The 23,488-nt window shown below is 65.3% G+C and carries 17 protein-coding genes and 1 tRNA gene; 5 read left to right on the plus strand and 13 right to left on the minus strand.

What is annotated here, in order from left to right:
• Positions 1 to 10: 10 nt before the first annotated feature.
• Positions 11 to 748, minus strand: a complete 738-nt coding sequence (locus WG899_RS10580; protein WP_339595604.1) for a hypothetical protein — start codon at positions 746 to 748, stop codon at positions 11 to 13.
• A gap of 237 nt (positions 749 to 985) precedes the next feature.
• Between WG899_RS10580 and ppk2 the strand changes: the two genes are divergently transcribed.
• A complete protein-coding gene (gene ppk2 / locus WG899_RS10585; RefSeq protein ID WP_339595605.1) occupies positions 986 to 2,188 on the plus strand; it encodes a polyphosphate kinase 2 in 1,203 nt (400 codons plus the stop codon).
• Here ppk2 and WG899_RS10590 read toward each other — a convergent pair.
• From WG899_RS10590 to WG899_RS10600, 3 genes are all read right to left on the minus strand, one after another.
• A complete protein-coding gene (locus WG899_RS10590; RefSeq protein WP_339595606.1) occupies positions 2,179 to 3,180 on the minus strand; it encodes a CE1 family esterase in 1,002 nt (333 codons plus the stop codon). The genes ppk2 and WG899_RS10590 overlap by 10 nt on opposite strands.
• Before the next feature lie 38 nt (positions 3,181 to 3,218).
• A complete protein-coding gene (locus WG899_RS10595) occupies positions 3,219 to 4,991 on the minus strand; it encodes an ABC transporter ATP-binding protein (protein ID WP_339595607.1) in 1,773 nt (590 codons plus the stop codon).
• A gap of 110 nt (positions 4,992 to 5,101) precedes the next feature.
• Positions 5,102 to 5,680, minus strand: a complete 579-nt coding sequence (locus WG899_RS10600; RefSeq protein WP_339595608.1) for an NnrU family protein — start codon at positions 5,678 to 5,680, stop codon at positions 5,102 to 5,104.
• A gap of 98 nt (positions 5,681 to 5,778) precedes the next feature.
• On the opposite strand from WG899_RS10600, the gene WG899_RS10605 reads away from it, so the two are divergent.
• Positions 5,779 to 6,990: a M24 family metallopeptidase gene (locus tag WG899_RS10605; RefSeq protein WP_339595609.1), complete on the plus strand. Its 1,212-nt coding sequence runs from the start codon at positions 5,779 to 5,781 to the stop codon at positions 6,988 to 6,990.
• Between the two features lie 72 nt (positions 6,991 to 7,062).
• Here WG899_RS10605 and WG899_RS10610 read toward each other — a convergent pair whose 3' ends face one another.
• Both WG899_RS10610 and WG899_RS10615 read right to left on the minus strand, forming a co-directional pair.
• Positions 7,063 to 7,212, minus strand: a complete 150-nt coding sequence (locus tag WG899_RS10610; protein WP_339595610.1) for a hypothetical protein — start codon at positions 7,210 to 7,212, stop codon at positions 7,063 to 7,065.
• 99 nt (positions 7,213 to 7,311) lie between these two features.
• Positions 7,312 to 8,712, minus strand: a complete 1,401-nt coding sequence (locus WG899_RS10615; protein WP_339595611.1) for an aminotransferase-like domain-containing protein — start codon at positions 8,710 to 8,712, stop codon at positions 7,312 to 7,314.
• 84 nt (positions 8,713 to 8,796) lie between these two features.
• Here WG899_RS10615 and WG899_RS10620 point away from each other — a divergent pair, with 84 nt between their 5' ends.
• Both WG899_RS10620 and WG899_RS10625 read left to right on the plus strand, forming a co-directional pair.
• Positions 8,797 to 10,185, plus strand: a complete 1,389-nt coding sequence (locus WG899_RS10620; RefSeq protein ID WP_339595612.1) for a pyridoxal phosphate-dependent decarboxylase family protein — start codon at positions 8,797 to 8,799, stop codon at positions 10,183 to 10,185.
• A gap of 111 nt (positions 10,186 to 10,296) precedes the next feature.
• Positions 10,297 to 10,381, plus strand: a tRNA-Leu gene (locus WG899_RS10625).
• A gap of 239 nt (positions 10,382 to 10,620) precedes the next feature.
• Here the strand turns inward: WG899_RS10625 and WG899_RS10630 are convergent.
• The gene (locus WG899_RS10630) at positions 10,621 to 12,774 is read right to left on the minus strand and encodes a putative bifunctional diguanylate cyclase/phosphodiesterase (protein WP_339595613.1); all 2,154 of its coding nucleotides are present in this window, start codon (positions 12,772 to 12,774) and stop codon (positions 10,621 to 10,623) included.
• A gap of 197 nt (positions 12,775 to 12,971) precedes the next feature.
• Between WG899_RS10630 and WG899_RS10635 the strand changes: the two genes are divergently transcribed.
• Entirely contained in the window at positions 12,972 to 13,328 is a 357-nt protein-coding gene (locus WG899_RS10635; protein ID WP_339595614.1) for an HU family DNA-binding protein, read from the plus strand.
• A 131-nt stretch (positions 13,329 to 13,459) separates the two neighbouring features.
• Here the strand turns inward: WG899_RS10635 and WG899_RS10640 are convergent, their stop codons facing one another.
• From WG899_RS10640 to WG899_RS10665, 6 genes are all read right to left on the minus strand, one after another.
• Positions 13,460 to 16,150, minus strand: coding sequence for a bifunctional acetate--CoA ligase family protein/GNAT family N-acetyltransferase (locus WG899_RS10640; RefSeq protein ID WP_339595615.1), 2,691 nt, complete (start codon positions 16,148 to 16,150; stop codon positions 13,460 to 13,462).
• Between the two features lie 155 nt (positions 16,151 to 16,305).
• Complete coding sequence (locus WG899_RS10645) at positions 16,306 to 16,599, minus strand: antibiotic biosynthesis monooxygenase family protein (RefSeq protein ID WP_339595616.1); 294 nt, start codon at positions 16,597 to 16,599, stop codon at positions 16,306 to 16,308.
• Positions 16,600 to 16,654: 55 nt separating this feature from the next.
• The gene (locus WG899_RS10650; RefSeq protein WP_339595617.1) at positions 16,655 to 17,893 is read right to left on the minus strand and encodes an alpha/beta hydrolase; all 1,239 of its coding nucleotides are present in this window, start codon (positions 17,891 to 17,893) and stop codon (positions 16,655 to 16,657) included.
• Positions 17,894 to 18,028: 135 nt separating this feature from the next.
• Positions 18,029 to 18,937 carry a transporter substrate-binding domain-containing protein gene (locus WG899_RS10655; protein ID WP_339595618.1) on the minus strand — a complete coding sequence of 303 codons (909 nt, stop codon included), beginning with the start codon at positions 18,935 to 18,937 and terminating at the stop codon, positions 18,029 to 18,031.
• 7 nt (positions 18,938 to 18,944) lie between these two features.
• Positions 18,945 to 21,764: a formate dehydrogenase subunit alpha gene (gene fdhF / locus WG899_RS10660; protein ID WP_339595619.1), complete on the minus strand. Its 2,820-nt coding sequence runs from the start codon at positions 21,762 to 21,764 to the stop codon at positions 18,945 to 18,947.
• Positions 21,761 to 23,473: an NADH-ubiquinone oxidoreductase-F iron-sulfur binding region domain-containing protein gene (locus tag WG899_RS10665; protein ID WP_339595620.1), complete on the minus strand. Its 1,713-nt coding sequence runs from the start codon at positions 23,471 to 23,473 to the stop codon at positions 21,761 to 21,763. Before WG899_RS10665 ends, fdhF begins: the two co-directional genes overlap by 4 nt.
• Between the last annotated feature and the right edge of the window lie 15 nt (positions 23,474 to 23,488).

The following is a 23,488-nucleotide window of genomic DNA, read 5'->3' on the forward strand; positions in this document are numbered from 1 at the left end:
GCGTCTGAATTCAGGGCTTGCTCAGCACCTGCACTTCGACATTGTTCAGGCCGATGATCTGGTCCGGCGAGCTCTGTTCGGCGTTGTCGTCGACCCAGCGCAGCAGCAGCGTGGCGCCGGCTGCCCAGCGCGAGGGCAGGTCCACGCGGGCCTGTTTGATCGTGGTCACGCCGACCGTGTTGGGCACGCTGTTCAGGTCTGGGTTGAGCGCCTCCACGGCGTTCCAGAAGCGACCATCGAGGCTGATGAATAACTGGTAGCCGGGCAGTTCGTTGTCGTGCGCGGCGCTGGTGAAGCGGCGGGTGTCATAGCTGAGGCTGAGTGCCTCAATCGCGCTGCCACTGCTGTTGCTGAGCTCTAGTTGCCAGGCCATGCCGCTGAAGACGGTGGGTGAGGTGGCCAAGACCCGGTCTTTGGTCTGGTTGACGGCAAAGGCGGCGTTGTAGCCGACATGGCTGGGGGCATAAGGCGCGTTGCTGGCGATCAGATTCTCGCGCGAGCGCCGCATATTGGCGACGCAGTGACCGGGACCATTGGCGCTGATGCGTTCAGTCCAACTGCTTCTGGAGCTGCCGGCCTCACCGATCCACAAGCTCCATCCGTCGGGCGGCGTCACGCCAAGCAGCCCCATGCTGTCGAAATTTTCCCGGTAGCCCTCGGCGCCGAGGCTGGCTGCATGTGCCGTGCCGATGGGGTGCAACAGGACGCCTGCCAGCAGCAGGGCCAGCGTGTGGGTCAGTCGTTTCACGGGGCTCACTCCAGTTTTCTGCGCCGGTTCTGTTGATCGTCCTTGTGGGGCGGTGCCGACGGCTGCCGGGCATTGTGCCTTCTTGGCCCCGAAATGTGCCATTTGCACGTGGCCACGGATTTGATCGACCCCTTGGCCGGTCGCGGCGGCCGAAGGCCCTCGACTCTTGAGTTAGATCAAATCCAAACCGGCGCCAAGGTGCGAACGTGACATTTTTGTGACTCCCGCATCAGCATCATGAGCCCAGCACCGAGCAAGTCCTCCGTCGGCAAGAAGTTGGCCGCATCTCTTCAGCGCCCCAAGGCCGCAGCGAAGACAAAGACCGCGTCGAAGGCTGCGGCAAAACCTCGCAGCAGCCGCAGCGGCGATACCGCAGGCACTCGCAGTGGCCCCGGCATCGCCCGCCATGTGGTCAAGGAAGCCATTGCGGCCGCGCAGGCGCGGGAGTTGGCTGCTTTGAAGGACATCGTCGCCAAGGGCGGCGCGGAGGCGCTGGCTTCCTCGGTCAAGGCCATCGTGGCCGGCTCCTCCGCCGACGATGCGGCGGCCCTGCGTCAGGCGCTGCTGCAGGAGTTGCAGCTGAGTCGCAAGCAGCAGGGCTTGCATCCGGATGAGGAACTGTCGACCGACTGGCGTCGTGGCGGCTACCCCTATAAAAACCTGATGTCGCGCAAGAGCTATGAGCAGCAGAAGTACCAGCTGCAGGTCGAGTTACTGAAGCTGCAGGCTTGGGTCAAGGCGACGGGCCAGAAGGTCATCATCTTGTTCGAAGGGCGCGACGCGGCCGGCAAGGGCGGCACCATCAAGCGCTATATGGAGCACCTGAATCCACGCGGCGCGCGCGTGGTGGCGCTGGAGAAACCCAGCGAGGTGGAACGCGGCCAGTGGTACTTCCAGCGCTATGTGCAGCACCTGCCCACCGCGGGCGAGATCGTCTTGTTCGACCGCAGCTGGTACAACCGCGCCGGCGTCGAGCGGGTGATGGGTTTTTGCAGCAGCGACGAGTACAAGGAATTCATGCGCCAGGCGCCGGAGTTCGAGCGCAATCTGGTGCGCAGCGGGGTTCATCTGGTCAAGCTCTGGTTCTCGGTCAGCCGCGAAGAGCAGCGCCGCCGTTTCAAAGAGCGCGAAGCCCATCCACTCAAACAATGGAAGCTCTCACCCATCGACCTGGCTTCGCTGGACAAATGGGACAGCTACACCCAGGCCAAGGAGGCGATGTTCTTCCACACCGACATCGCCGAAGCGCCCTGGACCGTGGTCAAGTCCGACTGTAAAAAGCGTGCGCGTCTGAATGCCATGCGCCATGTGCTGCACCAACTGCCCTATACCAACAAAGACCTCAGCAAGCTGGGCCAGCTGGACCCCTTGCTGGTGGGGCGCGCTAATGTGGTGTATGAGCGGGGTGAGTCGCAGGGGCAGCCTCAGGGTCAAGTCTGAATACCGGCTCTCTTATCCTTGAAGAAGGCCCAAGCCAGCTCGGCGGTTTCGAAGTCGGCGCTTTGCGCGCCGGTGAGCAGGTTGATCCAGCTTGGGTAGCGCCGCGTCGGGCTGGGCTCGGCGTGGCCGCCGCCTTCGATGGTGACCAGGCTGACTTGCATCGACCCCTTCGCTTCGCCGCCCCAGTCTTGCCTGCTGGCCTTTGTTTTGGGACTGGCGTCGAGCGGGGCTTGCGGCGCGATGGGCGTGCACCGTGCTTGGCCGCCCAGGCCGTGTAAGCCGGCCAAGTCGCGCCAGACGGCGACCGATGCCTCAATGCCCAGCATCTCGCCGGCCTGGTGGCGGTTTTTTCGGAAGCTGCCGCCTTCATAGCGCACCAAGGGGTCGCTGCGACTGGCGATGAAGAGGGCCGGCAGTGGATGGCTGGGCATGGCGCAGCGGCTGTTGCGTGGCATCGAGGCCAGCACGGCGCAAAAGCCGGCCAGCTTGGGCCCTAACTCGGCCGCCAGACGCAAGCTCATCATGCCGCCCTTGGAGACGCCCATCACATAGACCCGCCTTGGGTCGACAGCCTGGGTGGCGATCAGATGGTCGATCAGGCAGCGGATGAAGCCGACGTCATCGGTCTTGGCATTGGCGCTGGCATCGGCAAAGCCATCGTTCCAGCTCTTGCCGCTCCCATCTGGCGCGGCCAGCACCCAAGCTTCGCGCTCCGCAATCTCCAGCCATTGCGCGAAGGGCGAGGGCGGAAAGCCCTGACCGAGTAATTGCGCCCCGCTGGCACCAAAGCCGTGCAACAGTATCACCAATGGGCGCAGGCCTGGGCTCGCCTCAGCGGGCCTAGCGCTGGGCAGTGCCAGTTGATAGCGGCGCAGCCCATCGGGGCTGTCCAGTTGCTGCGTGCTGAGGCGAGCCAGCGGTCCCCTGATGACGCTGCTGCCGAGGAAACACTGGCGCAGCCGGCCGCGCAGACCCGAGAACTGAACGCTCATGGGGTGGTCGATGGACAAGGGGTGTTGAAGGCGAAGGCTCAGGCCAGCTCGCCGGTTTGCAGCCGCCACAGCGCTGCATAGGCGCCGCTGCGTGCCAGCAGTTCTTCATGCGTGCCGCTCTCCACGATGCGGCCGCGCTCCAGCAAGTGGATGCAATGGGCTTGGCGCACGGTGGACAGGCGGTGCGCGATGACCAGAGTGGTGCGGCCTTGGCTGACCACATTCAGCGAGCGCTGAATGGCGGCCTCGGTCTCGTTGTCCACCGCGCTGGTGGCTTCGTCCAAGATCAGCAGCGGCGGGTTCTTCAGGATCGCACGGGCCAGGGCCAGGCGTTGGCGCTGACCGCCGCTGAGCTTTTGGCCGCGCTCGCCGACGCGGGTGGCAAAGCCCAGCGGCAATCGCTCGATGAACTCCAGGCTCTCGGACAGGCGCGCCGCCTCGTGAATTTGTGCGTCGCTGGCCTCGGCCATGCCGTAGGCAATGTTCTCGGCAATCGTGCCATCGGTCAAAAAGCTGTCTTGCGCCACATAGCCGATGGCGCGGCGCAGGTCCTGCAGATTCAGCTCGGCGATCGGTTTGCCGTCAAACAAGATGCGGCCCTGCTGCGGCTCGTAAAAACGCAGCAGCAGCTTGACCAGGGTGGATTTGCCCGAGCCGGTGCTGCCCACAAAGGCAATGGTCTGGCCGGCGGGGACGTCTAGATTCAGCGTTTGCAAGGTGGGCTGCTCAGCATAAGCAAAGCTGACGTTCTCAAAGCGCAGCGCCGCACGGGCTTGGCTGACCGGGAAATGCTCGCCTTCGTAGGCGATGCGAATCGGCGTGTCGAGCAAGCCCAGCGCGCGTTGCGCCGCGGCCATCGAGCGCTGATACATATCGGCCACCTCGGCCAGGCGGGTCATGGGCCAGAGCAGGCGCTGGGTCAGGAAGACCAGCACCGAGTAAGCGCCCACGGCCAGATCGCCGTGAATCGTCAGCCAGCCGCCATAGACCAAGGTGGTGGTGAAGCCGGCCAGGATGCCCATGCGGATCACCGGGGTGATGGCCGAGCTCAGGCGGATGGCACGGGCGTTCGACTGCAGATAGCCGCGGCTGGCCTGCTCGATATGGGCGGCCTCGAGGTTCTCGGTGACAAAGGCCTTGATGGTGGCCAGGCCGAGCAGATTGTTATTGAGCCGGGCCGAGACATCACCGGCGGCCTCGCGCACCTCGGCATAGCGCGGCGCCAGGCGCTTTTGGAACCAAAAAGTGCCGAACAAAATCGCCGGCACCGGCAGCAAAGCGATCACCGCCAGGCCGGGCTGCAGCGCAAAGAACACCGCGCTGACCATCAGCGAGGAGCACACCACCTGGATGATTTGATTGGCGCCGCCGTTCAAAAAGCGCTCCAGCTGGTTGATGTCGTCGTTCAACACCGACATCAGCGCGCCGGTGCGCTGGTTCTCGAAGTAACTGAGTTCGAGCTTTTGTACATGGCGGTAGGTGTCCAGGCGCAGCTCATGCTGAATGTTTTGCGCCAGGCCGCGCCACTTCAGCTCCAACAAGTACTCGAAGCCTGATTCGCCAATCCAAACCACCACATTCAGCGCACCCAAGACCAGCAACTGCTGCCAGGTGTCGGTGATGCCGAAGTTGACCAAGAGGTTCTTGGCCAAAAAGCTCTGCTCACCGCGCACCACCACATCGACTGCGGCGCCGATCAGCACCTCGGGCAGGATGTCAAAGAACTTGTTGAGGATGGAGTACAGCGTGGCCAGGCGAATATCGCGCCGGTGGCCCTGGGCATAGGCCAGCAGTTTCTTGAAGGGATGCATGGGGCGCAAGGGTAACTCAGCGTCGCCGCGGCATGCTGCTGGATGGATTTGTGGCCCTCAGCTATGGCAAGCACCGGCCCCGCTTGTAACCGAGGCTCATCGGCAAGGGCTCAGCCCAGCGGGCGCACGCCGATCAACGCTGCGTGAGCCCAGAACGCAAAAGCGGCCCAGGCCAGCGCACCGATCACCAGCGTCAGCGCGGTGTTCAGCGGGCGCGCCTGCAGCGCCGCGGGCGGGCTCACGCGATCGCGCTGGCGGGCGGCGCGAAAGCACAGCACCGCCCAGATCAGGAAACTGCCGAACAAGAGCAGGTCGGCCAGCGTGTTGTTGGCGAGCAGATGCGCCAAGGCCCAGACCTTGACGCCCAGCACCATCGGGTGGCGCAGCCGCGCCTTGATGGCGTTGCGTGGCACATAGGCGGCGCTCAGGAAGACGAAGGCGATCAGTGTCAGGAGTGCGGCCAGATGGCTCATGCCCTTGGGCGTGGCCCACAGCACTTGCGGGCTCAAGCGGGCCTGGCCATAGCCCCAAACGATCAGGCCGAAGCCCAGCAGCGAAAGCGCGGTGTAGCTCAACTTCCAAACCGCTTCGCCACGCTGGGCAATTTGCCGGCCGCGCCAGTCGTCGGCAGCAATGCGTACCGAATGCACGCCCAGAAACAGCACAAGACCAGCAACAAGTTCAATCATCAGGGAAACTCCATGGCAAGCGTGAGACCGCAGGCCGCTTTGTACTTGAAGCGCCGCATCGGTTAAGATATTTAATAAATATATTTGCGGAGTCTGCGATGACCTTGGGTGTAGGCGGCACGAGCGCGGCAGCGGCGCTGGCGACATTGAGCGACATGATGGGCGGCGCCCAGGCCATTGGTCTGGACGAATACCGCGCCCGTGTGGCGGCGGCGCAGGCCTTGCTGCGGCAGCTGGGCCTGGGGGCGCTGTATGCGCATGCCGGCACGAATATGCGTTACTTCAGCGGCACCGTGTGGCACCCCAGCGAACGCCTGGTCGGCCTGATCATTCCCGCCGAGGGCGAGCCGCAGTACATTGCGCCGGCGTTTGAAGAGGGCACGCTGCGTGAATACATGCAGCTGCCGGGCGGCTTGCATCTGTGGCAAGAGCATGAGAGCCCCTACGCCCTGTGCCGCCGGGTGCTGGCTGATCTGGGTGTGGCGAGTTCGGCGCGGGTCGCCCTTGGCGAAGACACGCCCTTGTTCGTCGTCGATGGCTTGCAGCGCGAGGGCATCGCCTGGGTCAACGCCAAGCCGGTCACCGCCGCCTGCCGCATGCGCAAGTCGAGCGCGGAAATCGCCTTGATGCAGCGCGCGCATGACATGACCATGGCCGTGCACCGCGCCACCGCCAGCATGCTGCAAGAGGGCATCAGCACGACCGAGGTCGAGGCTTTCATTGCCAGCGCGCACCGCAAGGTGGGGGCTAGCGGTTCGTACTTCTGCATCGTGCTGTTCGGTGTGGCCAGTTCCTTCCCGCACGGGGTAAAGGAAGCGCAGCGGCTGAAGGCGGGCGATGTGGTCCTGATTGACACCGGCTGCCTGGTGCACGGCTATATGTCCGACATCACGCGCACCTATGTTTTTGGCGAGCCCAGCCCGCGCCAGCGGGAAATCTGGAATTTGGAGAAAGCTGCACAGGCGGCCGCCTTCGAGGCCGCGCAACTGGGCGCCCCTTGCCGCGACGTGGATCGTGCGGCACGTCGTGTGATTGCTGCCGCGGGCCTGGGGCCGCGCTACGAGTTGCCGGGGCTGCCGCACCGCACCGGGCACGGCTGTGGACTCGACATTCACGAATGGCCCTATCTGGTCGACAACGACGAAACGCCGCTGGATGTCGGCATGTGTTTCAGCAATGAGCCGATGATTTGCGTGCCGGGGGAGTTTGGTATCCGGCATGAGGACCATGTCTATATGTCGGCCGAAGGGCCGCGCTGGTTCAGCCAACCGGCGCATTCGATCGACGATCCTTTCGGCCTGGCGCGCTGAGCGACTCGAACGACCCGAGCGACCAGGCAGCCCACTGACGTGAGCCCGGTCGCCCGCACAAAAGTCGGGCGTTCAGACCCGCAGCAGGGCGCCCATGCCCCACAGCAGTGCGGGGTAGAGAAGGCCCCAGATCACCGCCACCAGACTCAGGGCCTTGGCGGTGGTGATGGCGCGCTGACTGTGGCGTGGGCGGCGCTGCGTGACGATGCTGGTGCTTGGCATATGCTGTCCCTTCAAGATGAGCTGCGGCTTGCCTGCAGCCTTAAGCAAGCGGTGTGCCATCGCCACGCGGGCATGCATCAGCAAGTGGAATAGTGCGGTTCAGTCTGGCGGATCGAGGCTGGCCAGCCGCCTGACGCCCTCCAGCGCCAAGGCCGATGTTTGGGTGAAGGCCAGTCGCACAAAGTTTTCGCCGTCTGGCCCCAGCGTTAGCGCAGTGCCCGGCGTCAGGCGCACACCGGCCCGTTCCGCCGCCCGCGTCAAAGTACTGGCGCGTGGCCCGTGCGCCGGCAGCTTGGCCCATAGAAACAGGCCGCCGTCAGGCGCGCGTACGCGCCAGCCCGGCAACTGCTCGCCGATGGCGCGCAGCAAGACCTGGCACTGCGTCTGCAGCGTGTTGCGGCGCGGTTCGATCAGGGCATCAAGGCGATCGAACAGGTCGCAGGCGATGGCGCCGGTCAAGCTGCTGCTGGCGATATCGGCGCAGGTCTTGGTGCGCCGCAGCGCTTCCATGATGGCGGGCGGCGCCCGCAGCCAGCCGACGCGCAAGCCCGCCCACAAGGTTTTTGACAGGCTGCCCACATGCACGATGGCGGTGCCCGGCGCGGCGGGCAAGGGCGGAGGCACGGCCGTGAAGCACAGCTCGCTGAGCGAGTCATCGACCAAAAGCAATGTGCCGCTGCGTGCAACCGCCCGGCCCAAGCGGTGGCTGGCGCTGGCTGACCAGCTTTGCCCGGTCGGGTTGTGCAGGCCGGGGCACACATAGGCCAGCTTCGGGCGGTTGCGTTCAAGCGCCTCGATGAAGGCATTGGCATGCGTCGCGCGTGGCTGCACCGCAATGCCTTGTAGATGGGCACCGCTGCTGCGCAGCACATCGATGGCGCCGAAGTAGTTTGGGTCTTCCAGCAGCACTCGATCACCGGGGCCGAGAAAATGCTGCGCGACCAAGCTGATAGCCTGCTGGGCGCCGGCGCAGACCAGGATCTGCTCCGGCGTGGTCGGCAGGCCTTGCCGGCTGTAGCGGGCGGCAATGCGCTCGCGCAGCGCCAGCAGGCCTTCGGGTTGATAGGCGCTTTCGCGCAGCACCAGCCTTTGGGTGGCCTCGCTGGGTGTCAGCCAGGCCAGATCGGGCACCGCGGTGGCCAGCGAGAAGTCCACCCAGTCGGCCCGCTGCGCCGGCCTGCGAGCCAGCACCGGGCTGCCCATGGCGGTACGGTGCCGCCCTGCTGCGACATGGCCGGGCGGGCCCGCCAGCACGGTCGTCCCCTGCCCCTGGCGTGCCCCGACCCAGCCGCCCTCGGCCAGCCGTGCGTAGGCGGCCACCACGGTCGAGCGGCTCAAGCCCAGTTGTTCGGCCAGGCGCCGCTCGGGCGGCAGGCGGTCCCCGGGCAAGAGTTCGCCGCGTAGCAGCAGCCCCTGCAGCGCACTGGCCAGGGCGGCATAGAGCGGGCCCGGGTTTTCACGCCAAGCGCCGAGCATTGAGGGCGATTCGAGCCAGTCCATCGGGCTGAAATTGGATTGCTGTGTTAAGTCCAATCCACTTTAGCATTGAGGCCTGCGGCGGCGCTTGCTTAACTGGAACTCCCTATGCACCAACTCCTCAACCACGATCTCAGCCAATGGCTCGAACTGACCGCGGACGCGAGGGCCGTCGCCCTGCAGCATTTGCAGGGGCTCGACGATTGGCCGGCGGCCAAGGCACCTCGCGAGGGCGCACCCGCGCCCGCCGATACGGACAAGGGCGTGGGGGCGGCGGCGGCGCTGCAAGGCTTTGAGCGGCAATGGCTGCCGCAGTTGTCGGGCAGCGCCGGCTCGCGCTACCTCGGTTTTGTGACCGGGGGCGCTACACCAGCCAGCCTGTTGGGCGACTGGCTGGTGTCGGCCCTGGACCAGAACCCCACCGCCGGCTGGGACTCTGAGGCCCCGGAATTGGAGCGGGTGACGGTGGCGGCGCTCGGCGCCTGGTTTGGCCTGGGGGCGGCGCAGCATGGCGCTTTCGTCAGCGGCGCCACCATGTCGAATTTTGTGGGCCTGGCGCTGGGTCGTGAGTGGGTGGGCGAGCAGCGCGGCGTGCGGGTCAGCGAAGACGGCTTGGCGTCCCTAGGCCCCGTGACCATTCTCAGTGCTGCCGCCCATTCCAGCATCCACAAGGCGGCGTCCATGTTGGGTCTGGGGCGGCGCGCCGTGCAGGCGGTGGCGTGCTTGCCCGGGCGTGACGCAATCGATGTGGCAGCACTGGAGCAGGCCTTGCTGGACCGCCCCGGCGAGGCGTTGATCGTGGTGGCCAATGCGGGCAGCGTCAACAGCGGCGACTTCGATGACTTGCATGCCTTGCTGGCGCTGCGTCGGCGGCATCCCTTCTGGCTCCATGTGGATGCGGCGTTTGGAGCCTTTGCGGCTCTCGACGATCGCGTGGCCGATCTGGTCGCCGGCTTGGACGAGGCTGATTCGATCTGCGTCGACTGCCACAAATGGCTCAACGTGCCTTATGACAGCGCCCTGCAGTTCACGCGGCGGCGGGATCTGCAACTGCGCGTGTTCCGCAATGCCTCGGCCTACTTGGGCGAGGCGCTTGATGCCAAGCCCGACTTCGTGCATCTGACGCCGGAGAACTCACGCCGTTGGCGGGCCCTGCCGGCCTGGTTCAGTCTGCAGGCCTATGGCCGCGAGGGGCATGCCGAAATTGTGGTGCGCAATATCGACTGCGCGCGCCGCCTCGGCGACTGGATCACGCAAGACCTGACCCTGCAATTGCTGGCACCGGTGCGCCTCAATATTGTTTGCTTTGCGGTCCGGGGTGTCGATGATCTGCCCACGCTGCAAGCGCTGTTGGAGCGCTTGCGCGATACCGGTGAGGCTTTCTTGACACCGACCTTCTTCCAGGGGCGCTGGGCCGTGCGAGCGGCCTTCAGCAACTGGCGTACCGGCGCGGAAGATGTGGACCGCGTCTACGCGGCGCTGCGCTCGGTGCTCTAGTTTTATTGAATCTTTTTAGGGCGAGCAGAGTTGGGCTCGAAAACTCATGCTATAGTCCGGCCTCTTCGCTGATCGAAGCCGCAAGGCGCGTCACAGCAAAGAGAAGAAAAAGCCCAGGTGGCGGAATTGGTAGACGCACTAGTTTCAGGTACTAGCGGGTAACTCCGTGGAGGTTCGAGTCCTCTCCTGGGCACCAAATTGAAAAAGGGTCAGCACGCAAGTGCTGACCCTTTTGTCATTCTGTGCTTCCCAGGAAGCAAAGTCCCTGCGGACTTTGCGTGAGGACGAGAAGGGCGTCCGCATGCTTGCGGCGCCGGGGTCGCGGGACGTGACCGAGCCTCTCCTGGGCACCAAATTGAAGAAGGGTCAGCACGCAAGTGCTGACCCTTTTGTCATTTGGCGACTCTCGTGCGTGAGGAGGTTCTGCCCTTGGGGTCAGGACTTGCCCGCTTTCAGCGCGGCTTCCAAATTCGCGGCAGCCATCGGGCGTGCAAACAGATAGCCCTGGCCATAGTCGCAGCCGGCGGCCAGCAGCAGGTCGCGCTGTTCCTCGGTCTCAATGCCTTCGGCCACCACCTGCATGCCCAACTCATGCGCCATCGTGATGATGGCCTTACACAGGGCTAAATCTTTGGCGCCGGGCTGCAGTTGGCGCACAAAGCGTTGATCGATCTTGATCACATCGATGTTGTACTTGTGCAGATAGGCCAGCGATGAAAAGCCGGTGCCAAAGTCATCCAAGGAGACCTGGAAGCCGGCCGCATGCAAGTTCGCTAGGCTTTGCCGGACGCCATCGTCCGCCTCCAGCAACAGGCCTTCGGTGATTTCTACCGTTAGGGCATCACCGCTCAAATTGAGCGCCAGCATGGTGTCTTTCCAGCGGTGCTGGCCGGCGCCTTGCCCCGCCTCATCGCGGAATTGCACTGGCGACTTGTTGATGCTGATTTGAAACTGAGGGTCGATCTGTTCCCTCCACTGCTTGACTTGGCTGGCCGCCTGACGAAACACCCATTCACCGATCTCGATGATTAAACCGCTGGCCTCCGCCAACGGGATGAAGACGGCGGGGCTGACCAAGCCCAGCGTCGGGTGGGCCCAGCGCAGCAGCGCCTCGGCCTTGTGGATCTCGGCGCTGGCCAGGTCGACGATCGGTTGGTACTCCAAAAACAGCTGTTGCTGCGTCAGCGCCTCGCGTAGGTCGTTGCTCAACCGCATGCGCTTCAAGGCGGCCTCTTGCAGGTCCGGGGTGAAACGACCAAGCCGGTTGCGGCCCGCCGCCTTCGCCACATAGAGGGCCTGGTCGGCATGTTTGAACAAGCTCTCGATCTGGCGTCCGTCTTGTGGGTAAAGGCTCAGGCCAATGCTGGCAGACACAAAGACCCGTTCGCTGCCGAGCTGAAAGGCGCTCGACAAAGTGCTGATGATGGCGTGCGCAATCTGCTCCGCATCGGCCGCGTCCGCCACCGGCTGGCGGACGACGGTGAACTCGTCGCCGCCCATGCGGGCCACCGTATCGCCGGGGCTCAAGCAGGCTTCGATGCGCCGCGCCGCCTCGATCAGCAGGGCGTCGCCCACATCATGGCCGAGCGTGTCGTTGACTTCCTTGAAATGGTCCAGGTCGATGAAGAGCACCGCCAATTGCCCTTGCGCGCGCTCGGCGACCTGCAGGTTCAGCGCCAGTCGGTCGCGCAGGCTACGACGATTGGGCAGGCCGGTGAGTGCGTCGAAATGGGCTTGCTCCCAGATCAAAGCCTCGGCTTGTTTGCGCAGCGTGATGTCGGTGTGGGTGCCGACCATACGCAGCGGCCGTCCTTGCGCATCGCGGCTGATCACCATGCCGCGGCTGTGTACCCATTTCCAGCTGCCGTCCTTGCACAGCACGCGGTGCTCGTTGCTGTAGATGGCGGTGTGTCCGGAGAAATGAGCGTCGCGGTCGGCTCGCATCTGCGCCAAGTCATCGGGGTGAGTGCGAGCGTCGAGCTCGGCCGGGTCGGGTTCAATTTCGCCCGGCGCATAGCCATAGATTTGCAAGATGCGCGGCGAAAAAAGCTCCACGCCGGTCTGCACATGCCAGTCCCAGACGCCGTCGCCATTGCTCTCCAGGGCCAGCTTCCACAGATCGTCGCTGTCCTTCAGCCGGGTCTCGGCTTGTTTGCGGGCGTCGATGTCGACATGGACTAGCAGCAGCCAGCGTGTGGCGTCTCGCATCTCGCTCACCGGCAGCGAGCGCAGCTGTGCCAAGTGCCATCGATAGATGCCATCGGCGCCGCGCAGTCGGTAGTCCAGCTCGAGCTGACCGACATGGCGGGTCAGGCTCAGTTCGCATGCGCGCTCAAAGTCCGGCACATCATCGGGGTGGATCAAGACCCGCCAATCGGGCTCGGCCGGCCGGGCCTGTTGGCCGGCCGCATAACGCAGCAAAGCATCGGTGGCAAACAAGGCTTGACGCTGGGCATCCAGCAGGCACAACAGCAGCGGCATACGGCCCAGCTCGGCGCTTGCCGGCCAGCCCATTTGGGCCAGGGCCGCGTCGATTTGCGCTGGAGCGGCCGGTGCTGAAACCTGCAAATGCTTGGCTGAAGCTCTCATGGATCCCTTGTCGGGGCGAAAGTTGGCGGCGTCAAGCTTACTTGATTGGCCGCTGAACGGACAATTGGCCACACACCAGGCAAGATTTTTTGCCGGCGCTTACCCTTTTTAGCAAGTCGTCATCGGCTATTGCGGCGATTCGGTACAAAATAGCGCCGCCCGAGATGGTCGGGCTAAACCTCAGACGAGACCCTGGAATGAATAAAACCGAACTGATCGCACATCTGGCCGCCAAGCACGAGCTGACCAAGGCCGAAGCCGGCCGCATTCTCGAGACCCTGCTTGACGCCGTGGTCACCACCGTCAAAAAGGGCGGCGCCGTGTCGATTCCCGGCTTTGGTTCCTTCAAGCAGCACGCCCGTGCCGCTCGTACCGGCGTGAACCCCAGCACCGGCGACAAGATCAAGATCGCTGCCGCCAAGCTGCCCAAGTTCACACCTGGCGCCGGCTTCAAGGCTGCTGTGGATCCTAAGGCTGCTGCTCGCAAGGCTGCCAAGGCTGCTCCTGCCGCCAAGCCCGCTGCCAAGCCGGCCGCCAAGAAGGCCAAGAAGTAATCAGTCAGCCCGTCGGCCCAATGCTGGGCCAACAGCGTTGAAAGAAGGACGGCCGGTCACCGCGAGGTGCCGGCCGTTTCCTATTGGGCTGCGCCATGAACCGGCGCTTCAGTTAACGCGGGTTTGACGACTCACAAGGCGTGCGTCACCCACTTGAAATCGGGGTCTTCGTCGAAGGGCTTGATCGTGAAGCCCAGGCTTTTCATCAGCTTGAGCATGCCGGGGTTCTTGGCCAGCACGATGCCATTGATCTCGCTCAGGCCCTTCTCGCGCGCGACCTCCATGATGCTGTCCATCAGGCGCGAGCCCAGGCCCTTGCCGCTGAAATCATCGGCCACCACCAGCGAAAACTCGCAGCTGCTCTGGTCCGGGTTGGTGATGTAGCGCGACACGCCGATGATGCGCTCGCTCTCCATCATCTCTCCGTCGGCCCCGGGCGTGCGTTCCTTGAAGATGGCCACCAGGGCCATTTCGCGGTCATAGTCGATCAGGCTGAAGCGTGCCAGCAGCGCCGGTGGCAGCTCGGACATCGACGAGATGAAGCGGAAGTAGCGGCTCTCCGGCGAGAGTCGCTGCACCAAGTCTTGCAGCATCTGCGCATCGTCGGGGCGGATTGGCCGCACCAGATACTCGCCACCACCGCGCATTGGGAACACCTGCTCATGCCGCGCCGGGTAGGGCAAGATGGCCAGGTGGCCATAACGCTGCGAGCCCGGTCCGATGGCCAGCGGCGCGCTGTCGATGACGATGCGCGCATCCACGGCCACCGCGCCGAACTCATCCACGATGATGGGGTTGATGTCCATCTCGCGCAGCTGTGGCAGCTCGCAAACCATCTCGGAGACGCGCAGCAGCACCTGCTCCAGCGCATCCATATTCACCGCGTTCGCACCGCGCCATTCGCCCAGCGTGTCGGCCACACGGGCGCGCTCGATCAGGCGGTGCGCCAGGTAGAGATTCAGTGGCGGCAACTCCATGGCGCGGTCGGCGATCAGTTCGATCATGGTGCCTCCGGCGCCAAACACCACCACCGGGCCGAAGGGGTCGTCGGTGACCAAGCCGACCGAGACCTCGCGGCCACGCTTGGCGCCGGCCATCTTCTGCACGGTCACGCCATTGATGCGCGCTTGGGGTTGCAGGCGGCTGACCCGCTCCATCATCTCGGTATAGGCCTCTTTGACCGCGGCGCCGTGGGTCAGACCCAGCACCACGCCTTGCACATCGGACTTGTGGCTGATGTCGGGTGAGTCGATCTTCAGGGCCACCGGGTAGCCGAGTTGGGTGGCCATCATCATCGCCTCATTGGCGCTGCGGGCCAGGATGGTGTGGGTGACCGGAATCTGAAAGGCCGACAGCAGCGTCTTCGACTCCATCTCGGTCAACACCTTGCGGCGCTCGGCCAGCACGCCCTCGATCACCAGGCGGGCCGCTTCGATATCGGGCTTGGCCAGCGCGGACAGCGGCGGCGGCGTTTGCTGCAGCAGGCGCTGGTTTTGATAGAAGGCGGCAATATTGCCAAAGGCGCCGACCGCGGCCTCGGGGGTGCGGAAGCTGGGAATGGTCGCTTCATTGAGCAATTGGCGCGCCTCTCCCACCGAGGCATCTCCCATCCAGCAGGCCAGCAGCGGCTTGCTCAATCGGCGTTTGATCTCGGCGAGCGCGCGCGCCACCGCATTGGTGTCGGCGCCCAGCTTGGGCGAGTAGATGGCGAGCACACCGTCGATCTGCGCCTCGCGGCCGGCGGCTTCGATGGCGGCCTGGTAGTGCGCGCCATCGGCATCCTCCGACAGGTCGATCAGATCCGTCAAGCTGGCGAGTTCGGGCAGCAGCGGCTTCAGGCGCGCCGCTGATTCGGGCGGCAGCGTGCCCAGTTGCAGCGACAGCTCATTGATCCAATCGGCCGCCAGTACGCCGGGGCCGCCGCCATTGGTGACGATGGCCAGACGCTTGCCGACCGGCCGGTAACGCGAGGCCAGGCATTTGGCGGCGGAGAATAACTCGACAAACGAGCGCACCCGAACGGCGCCGGCGCGACGCAGCGCCGAGTCAAACACCTCGTCGCTGCCGACGATGGCGCCGCTATGGGTTTGCGCGGCGGCGTTGCCGGCCGGCTTGCGGCCCGCCTTCAGCACCACCACCGGCTTGGCATTGGCGGCCGAGCGCAGCGCGCTCATGAAGCGGCGTGCGTTGGAGATGCCCTCCAGGTAGACGATGATGCTTTGCGTTTGGGCGTCGTGGGCGAGGAAGTCGAGCACCTGGGCAATGTCAACGCCGGTATTCGGCCCCAGCGACACCACCGAGGAAAAACCGACCGCATTGCTGCGCGCCCAGTCCAGCATCGAGGCGGTGAGGGCACCGGACTGCGACACCAACGCCAAGGGGCCGACATTGGCCAAGTCGCCGGCAATGCTGGCGTTCAGTTGCTGCGAGGGCCGTTGAAGGCCGAGGCTGTTGGGGCCGAGCAGCAGCATGCCTTCACGTTTGGCGATCCGTTTCAGCACTGCCGCTTGTTCGGCCGAGATGCCGCTGCTGATCAGCAGCGCGGCGCGGCACGTCATGCGGCCGGCAATCTCCAAGGCGGCGACCATGTCCTGCGGCGGCAGCGCAATGATGGCCAGGTCGGCGCGTGCTTGTGCCAGGTCGGCCAGCGTGCCGGTGGTGTGGATGTCCAGGTAGAGCAGGCTGCCGTTGAAGCGTTGGCTGCCCAGGGCCTGGTGCAAGGCGCGGGCTTGGCTGGTCTGGCCTTCAGGGCTGTCCGCCGCGCCGGCGAACACCACGATCGATTCGGGCGTGAAAAGAGGGGTCAGGTAATGCTTGTCCATGACGTCGCTGATTGGCCTTAGGAGCCCCGCAAAGGGCGGCGCGTGCGCGGTGGCGCAGCAGGGGCTTCAGTGTAGGCCTGGCGATGTGTGCAGGCCTTGACGCAAGGCAAGCGGTGCGGCCCGAACCGCGTTTCAGCGCGGCCGGAGCGCCGGCCTCAAAGCACGCTGGAGAAGTGCTCCACCCGAGGCGTTTGGGCAAAGAAGGGCCCAACGATGGCGCGCCAGGCCGGGAATAGGGGGCCGGCGCGGAAATGCTCGGTGTGATCTTCCAGCGTGGCCCATTCGATCTGCAGGATATAGCGCTCGGGGGACTCGATGCCGCGCTGCACCTTGGCGCTGATGAAGCCCTGGGCGCGCGAGATCACGCTGCTGATGCCGTGCGCAATGGCGGCTTCAAAGGCGGCCTGCTGGCCGGGCGCGATGTGAATTTCGGCGATTTCGAGAATCATGCGGCTCTGCCTGTGTGATGTGGGTTTAGCGATCTATGTCGGTCGTTGGCGCATCCTAGCGCAGCCGCCATTCGGCCAAACTGGCCAACCAGACGGATGGGCGCAGTTGCAGCCAACGTTGCGCCTCGGGCCGGCCGCGCACATGCGCGTCCAGAAAGGCGATGCTGCTGTGTTCGATGGCGACGCCGGCCTCCTGGTTGCCGTTGTCGCGCAGCAGCGGGGCGGGGGCCGGCGCCATCTGGCCATTGCCGCGGTGATCCTGCATGCCGCCGCCGCGTGAGTTTCCTCCGCTGCTGTTGCCTCCGCGATTGCCGCGGGATGCGTTGCCGGCGTTCCCGCCGCTCATGCCGCGGCCACTGGTGGGCTCGTTGGGTGCTTCTTCCATGCCGCTGGCTCCGGCCAGCGCGGCATGACTGCTGCTGTTCAAGAGCAGCAGGTATTTATCGCCCGAGGCCGTCAGCCGAGAGAAAAAGGCAATGCGCTGCGCCGGGGATCCGATCAGACCCGTCGGGTCGGTGTCGCGGCGCGAGCTGATGGCCAGCAGTGGCAGCCGCAGACCGGGGGGCGCGGGCGAGTCGGCCACCGAGGACTCGGGCGGCGGCATCTGCGGGCTCAGCAGGATCAGCGCTTGTGGCCTTGGCAGCGCCTGGGCCGAGCCGTCCGAGGCTGCGTCGGCCCAGGCCAGTGCCGTGTCGGCGCCCAGGTCATAGCCGGCCAGGGCCATGCGCTCGAAGTCGACCCGTGACCACAGGCTGTCGCCCGCCTTGGCCCGTGCGCGGGCCTCTTGCAGCGCGTGCGCGAGCAGACGCAGCCGTTCGGTGCGCAAGCCGGGCTGCTGATGTTGCAGGGCCAGCGCCTTGAACTCGGCGGAGCGGGCCAGTGGTGAAGACCAGGCTTGGGCGTCGGTCTCCAGCGCTTGCAAACTCAAGACCGCGTAACCGGCGCGGGCCCAGGCATGACGCCAATGCGCGCCGGCTTGGGCCGACTCGCCGAGGCCGGGCAAATAGACCAGCAGCGGCACGCCGCGCCCGCTGCTCGGGAAGGCCAAGCTGACCGGCACGCTTTCACCCTTCAGCACCCATTGCTGCAGCGACAGCGTCAGGCTGGTGGGCGCCTCGGCCGTGTAGCCGCCGGCGGCCAGGGCCTCGGCGCGTTCTTGTGCGGCGGCCAAGTCCTGCCGGGGTGCGTAGGGCGTCTTGGCGTGGCGCGGGCCGGCGCAGCCGATCAAGCAGCCCGCAAGCAATAAGCAAGGCAGCAGGGTGCGGGTAGACGAAGCCAGAAAATTTTGCGGCATGTGGGCGACGGCGGGTTCCGGGTTTCGGGTCAAGGGGAGCGCCAGACTCTAGGCTGGACTTGCCCTCAAATTGTCGTGGCCGCAGCGCCCGCGCCGCATTGCTGTTGGGTAAAGACGCAGGATGGCGCCGCCGACTCAAGGGGCCGGGCTGTTGCCGGCCAGCACCCGGTTGCGCACCAGCGGATGCCACAGCCGGGCGTCGCCCAAGGGCGTGGCGGGCGGCAGCTCTGGGTTCTTTAGAATCAGCCAACGACGCTCATTGAGCCGGGCGCGCGCCAGCTGTGGCCCAACCCAATGCTCGAACAAGGCCTCGAAGCTGCCGTCGGCCAAGACGATGTCCCAGCCGCGACGCAGCCGTTCGGCGAGCGCGGCTTGTTTTGGGTTGACGAAGAAGTAGAAGACCGCTGGGTAGGCAATCAACCATTGGTCGAGGACGCTCAACCCGGGCATGGTGTCAATGATCGGGTAGACCTCGATGGCGCCGAGGGCGAACAGATCGATGCGCTCACGTTTGAGCATCTCGGGGAAGGTGCTCAGGCGCGGCAGCCGCTCGACCTTCCAGCCGTTGTCGCTCAAGACCTTGGTGTCGGGCCAATCGGCCACCTGACCGATGCGCAGGGCCAGCGCCTGCTGCAGGGTGTTGACCGATTCCAGTTGCTCGCGGCGCTGGTTCAGCGCGATCGGCAGGCGTACACCAAGCAGGCCGCGGTAAAGGCAAACCCGGATCGGCAAGCCCTGGGTTTCGCGTTCGCGTGAACTCATCGAGCTGAGCAAGTCCAGCTCGCCGGCCGCTAACTGCAAAAACGCGCGGTTCTGCGACACCACCTCGGTGGCTTGCAGCAAGTAGGGACCGTGGCTGGCCACCGTCTTGTCCAATAAGAGCCGCAGCACGGCCTGCTCATAGGTCAGCACCTTGGCGTTTTGCTCCTGAGCCAAGGCATGGCGGACCAGCAGCGGCGGCGCTTGCGTGCTCGGTACTTGAGCCTGGGCGCAGTTCGGGGCGCCGAGCAAGAGGCCGATCAGGATCAAGAGGGCGAACTTCATGGTGGTTTCATGCTGCCGCCACGCGCACGGCGGTGACTTTGAAGCCTGGGATCTTACCGGCCGGGTCCAGCGCACTGCCGGTCAAGACATTGGCTGCGGCCTCCCAATAGCAGAAGGGCAGAAAGACCTGGCCTGGCCGCACTTCCGGGCTGATCTGCAGCAGGGCCTCGACTTCGCCATGGCGCGAGGTCATGCGGATCGCCTGGCCTTCGTGCAGGCGCAGGCCGGCGGCATCCTCGGCATGCATCTGCAGCAGCGGTGTCGGCGAGAGGGCGTCGAGCAGCTCGGCGCGCCGCGTCATCGCGCCGGTGTGCCAATGCTCTAGCACCCGGCCGGTGGCCAGCACCAAGGGAAAGTCGTGGCCCGGTTGTTCGGGGCCCGGCGTGAAACCGGCCGGCACCAGATGGGCGCGCCCGTCCGGGGTCAAGAACTGTTGCTCAAAGATGATCGCGTGGCCGGCTTCGCTCTCCAGCGGCGCTGGCGTGACCACCGCCTCTTCGCGCTGCAGGCGCGACCAAGGTACGCCGGCCAGCGGCGCCATCACCGAACGCATTTCTTCAAACACGCGCGCCACCGGTGCCTCCGCGGCCAGGGCGCCACTGCCGTCATCGGCCTGCCAATAGTGCCAGGGCAAGCCGATGCGGCGCGCGATTTGCTCGATGATCCAGAGGTCTTGGCGCGCTTGCCCCGGTGGGTTCAGGGCGGGTCGGCCGACTTGGATCAGCCGGTCGGTATTGGTGTAGCTGCCCCACTTTTCCAGATGCGAGGAGGCCGGCAGGATCACATCGGCCAGCAAGGCGGTTTCGGTGGCGAAGATGTCTTGCACGACCAGATGCTGCAGCCGCGCCAGGCCGGCTCGCGCGTGGTCCAGGTCAGGGTCTGACATGGCCGGGTTTTCACCCTCGATGAACATGCCCTTGATGCGACCCTCATAGGCCGCATGGATGATCTCCACCACGGTGAGGCCCGGCTGCGGGTCGAGCGGCGTGGCCCAGAGCGCCTCGAAGTGCTGGCGCAATTCGGCATTGGCGACCCGTTGGTAATTGGGCAGCATCATCGGGATCAGGCCGGCGTCGGACGCGCCCTGCACATTGTTCTGGCCGCGCAGCGGATGCAGGCCGGTGCCGGGGCGACCAATCTGGCCGGTGATCATGGCCAGCGCGATCAGGCAGCGGGCGTTGTCGGTGCCGTGTACATGTTGGCTGATGCCCATGCCCCACAGAATCATCGCCGAAGAGGCTTGGGCATAACGCCGGGCCACATCGCGCAGCACCGCCGGCGCAATGCCGCAGATCTCGCTCATGCGTTCCGGTGTGCACTCGGCCACCGCGGCCTTCAGGGCCTCATAACCATTGACCCGAGCGGCGATGAAGTCCGGGTCGGTCAGGCCCTCGGCAATGATCACGTGCAGCAGCGCGTTCAGCATCGCCACATCGGTGTCGGGCCGGAAGGCCAGATGGTGGGTGGCGAAACGGGCCATCGGTGCGCGGCGCGGGTCGGCCACGATCAGCGTGGCGCCCTTGTCCTTGACCGCGTTCTTGATGAAGCTCGCCGCCACCGGGTGATTGGAGCTGGGGTTGGCGCCGATCAGCAGGATCAGCGACGCATGTTCGACATCCGCCACCGGGTTGCTGACCGAGCCGCTGCCCAAGCCTTCCAACAGCGCGGCCACCGAGCTGGCATGGCACAGCCGTGTGCAGTGGTCGACGTTATTGCTGCCAAAGCCCTGGCGCACCAGCTTCTGGAACAAATAGGCCTCTTCATTGCTGCCCTTGGCAGAGCCGAAGCCGGCCAAGGGGCTGTGGCTGCCGCGCTCGCCCGCGTCGCGCAGACGGGCCAGGCCGGCGGCGGCAAAACCCAAGGCCTCGTCCCAACTGGCTTCGCGGAAGAGTGCGCTCAGCGGCAGTTCACCGCGCCGGACTCGGCCGATATCGGCAGGGTCCTTGGCCACGCCATCGCGGCGGATCAAGGGCGTGCGCAGTCGTTCGGTGCTCGAGACATAGTCATAGCCGTAACGGCCCTTGACGCACAGGCGGCCGCGGTTGGCTGGGCCGTCGCGCCCGACCGCTTCGATGATTTTGTTGTCCTTGACCCGGTAGCTGAGCTGGCAGCCAACGCCGCAATAGGGGCAGACCGAATCGACCACGCTGTCGGCCTGCTGCAGCGCCGCGCCGTTGGCGGGCGTCAGTGCGCCGGTGGGGCAGGCTTGCACGCATTCGCCGCAGGCCACACAGGAGCTGGATCCCATGGCCTCGTCTGCATCGAAGCTGATGCGGGTGTCGTGGCCCCAGCCGGCAATGCCCAGCACATCATTGACCTGCTCGTCGCGGCAGGCTCGCACGCAGCGCATGCATTGGATGCAGGCGTCCAGTTGCACGCTGATGGCGGGGTGGCTGCGGTCGGCGGGCGGGGCGGGGTGGCGGGCAAAGCGTGGCGCGCCGAGCTGCAAGGCCTCGCACCATTGCGTCAGCTCGGAGTTGCGCGTGTGGGCCTGCGCCGGCGCCTTGGCGGCCAGCAGTTCCAGCACCATGGCCTGGGCCTTCTGCACCCGTTCGTTTTTCAGGTGGATGTGTTGATTCGGGCGCGGCGTGCGGCAGCACGAGGCGGCGAGTACACGTTCGCCCTCGATTTGCACCACGCAGGCGCGGCAGTTACCCGCCGGGTTGAGGCCGTCTTGGTGGCACAGATGCGGGATGGCCACACCGTGGCGCTTGGCCGCGTTCAGGATCGACTCGCCCGGCTCGGCCAGCATCGGCTCGCCGTCGAGCAGGAAGCGCACCGCTTGCTCGGGCTGATGTGGCGCGTCTTTCTTGTGCAAGTGGCTCATGACTGCAGGCCCTCCGCGCTGAATTCTTGCGGGAAGTAGCGCAGGGCGCAGCGCAGCGGATTGGGCGCGGCCTGGCCCAGGCCGCAGATCGAGGCATCACTCATGACGGTGGACAGGTCCTCCAGCAGCGGGAGATCCCAACGCGGTTGGCGCATCAATTCGACAGCCCGTTGGGCGCCCTCGCGGCAGGGCACGCATTGGCCGCAGCTTTCGTGCTCAAAGAACTCCATCGCGTTCAGCGCCAACTGGCGTGCACTGTCATGCTGCGAAAACACGATCACGGCGGCCGAGCCGATGAAGCAGCCATGCGCGTGCAAGGTGTCAAAGTCCAAGGGCACATCGGCCAGCGCGGCCGGCAGCATGCCGCCCGAAGCCCCGCCGGGGAAGTAACCGTACAGCTGATGGCCGTCTTGCATGCCGCCGCCATATTCGTCGATCAACTCTTGCACGGTGATGCCGGCCGGCGCCAGGTGAACGCCGGGCTTGTTGACCCGGCCGGATAGCGAAAAGCTGCGCAAGCCCTTGCGGCCGTGGCGGCCCTGGCTCGAGAACCAGTTGGCGCCGCGCTCCAAAATCTCACGTACCCAATGCAGCGATTCGATATTGTGTTGCAGCGTCGGCCGACCAAACAGGCCGCGTTCGGCCACATAGGGCGGGCGCTGACGTGGCCAGCCGCGTTTGCCTTCAATCGACTCGATCATGGCCGATTCTTCGCCGCAGATATAGGCACCGGCGCCCCGCCGCAACTCGATGGGCGGCAGGTCGGGGCGGGCCGCCTGCAGCGCCGCGATTTCTTCGCGCAGCAGCCGGTGCAGTGCGTGGTATTCGTCGCGCAGATAGATGTAGATGGCCTCGACGCCGACGCAGTGGGCGGCGATCAACATGCCTTCCAGAAAGCGTTGCGGCTCGCGCTCCAGGTAATAGCGGTCCTTGAAGGTGCCGGGTTCGCCCTCGTCGATGTTGACGGCCATCAGCCGTGGGGCCGGCTGTTCGCGCACGATGGTCCATTTGCGACCGAGCGGAAATCCCGCGCCGCCCAGCCCGCGCAGGCCGGAGTCGCTCAAGGTCTGTAGCGTGTCTTCGATGCTGCGTGTACCGGCCAATAACTGGTCCAAGACACGGTAGCCACCTTGGGCTAAATAGTCTTGTAGCGGCTGATGCTGCGGCAACAGATCTTGAGTCTGACCCTGCTGCATCAGCTCGATCAGTTGTGCCGACGTGGCCCGGCCGACCGGGCGCTGGCCCAGCACAGCAACCGGGGCCTGTTCGCAGCGGCCCACGCAAGGCACCTCGATCACCCGCACGCCGCTTTGCTCGGCCAGTAATTCGCGCAACTTGCGGCTGAGACCAGCGCTGCCCGCCATGCTGCAGCTGAGGGAGTTGCAAACGCGCAGGCTCAGTGAGGCCGGGGCCTGTTCGCCTTCGTAGACGATGTCGAAGTGGTGATAGAAGCTTGCGACCTCGTGCACTTCGGCCTGCGAGAGCTTCATCTCTTCGGCCAGCGCGGCCAGCATGTCGACGCTCAAATGACCGTGGCGGTCTTGAATCAGGTGCAGATGCTCGATCAGCAGGTCGCGCCGGCGCGGCGCGTCGCCCAGCAAGTTTCGGACGCTTGCAAGAGCGGTGTGACTGGCCTGGCGGCCACGCAGGCCACCCCCGCGGGCGGGCCGTCGGCTGCCCTCGGTTTGGATCGGAATGACGAGATTCATGAAGGGATTGTGCCG

Origin of the sequence: Paucibacter hankyongi, from assembly GCF_037482915.1 — a bacterium.
GTDB lineage: Bacteria > Pseudomonadota > Gammaproteobacteria > Burkholderiales > Burkholderiaceae_C > Paucibacter_A > Paucibacter_A hankyongi.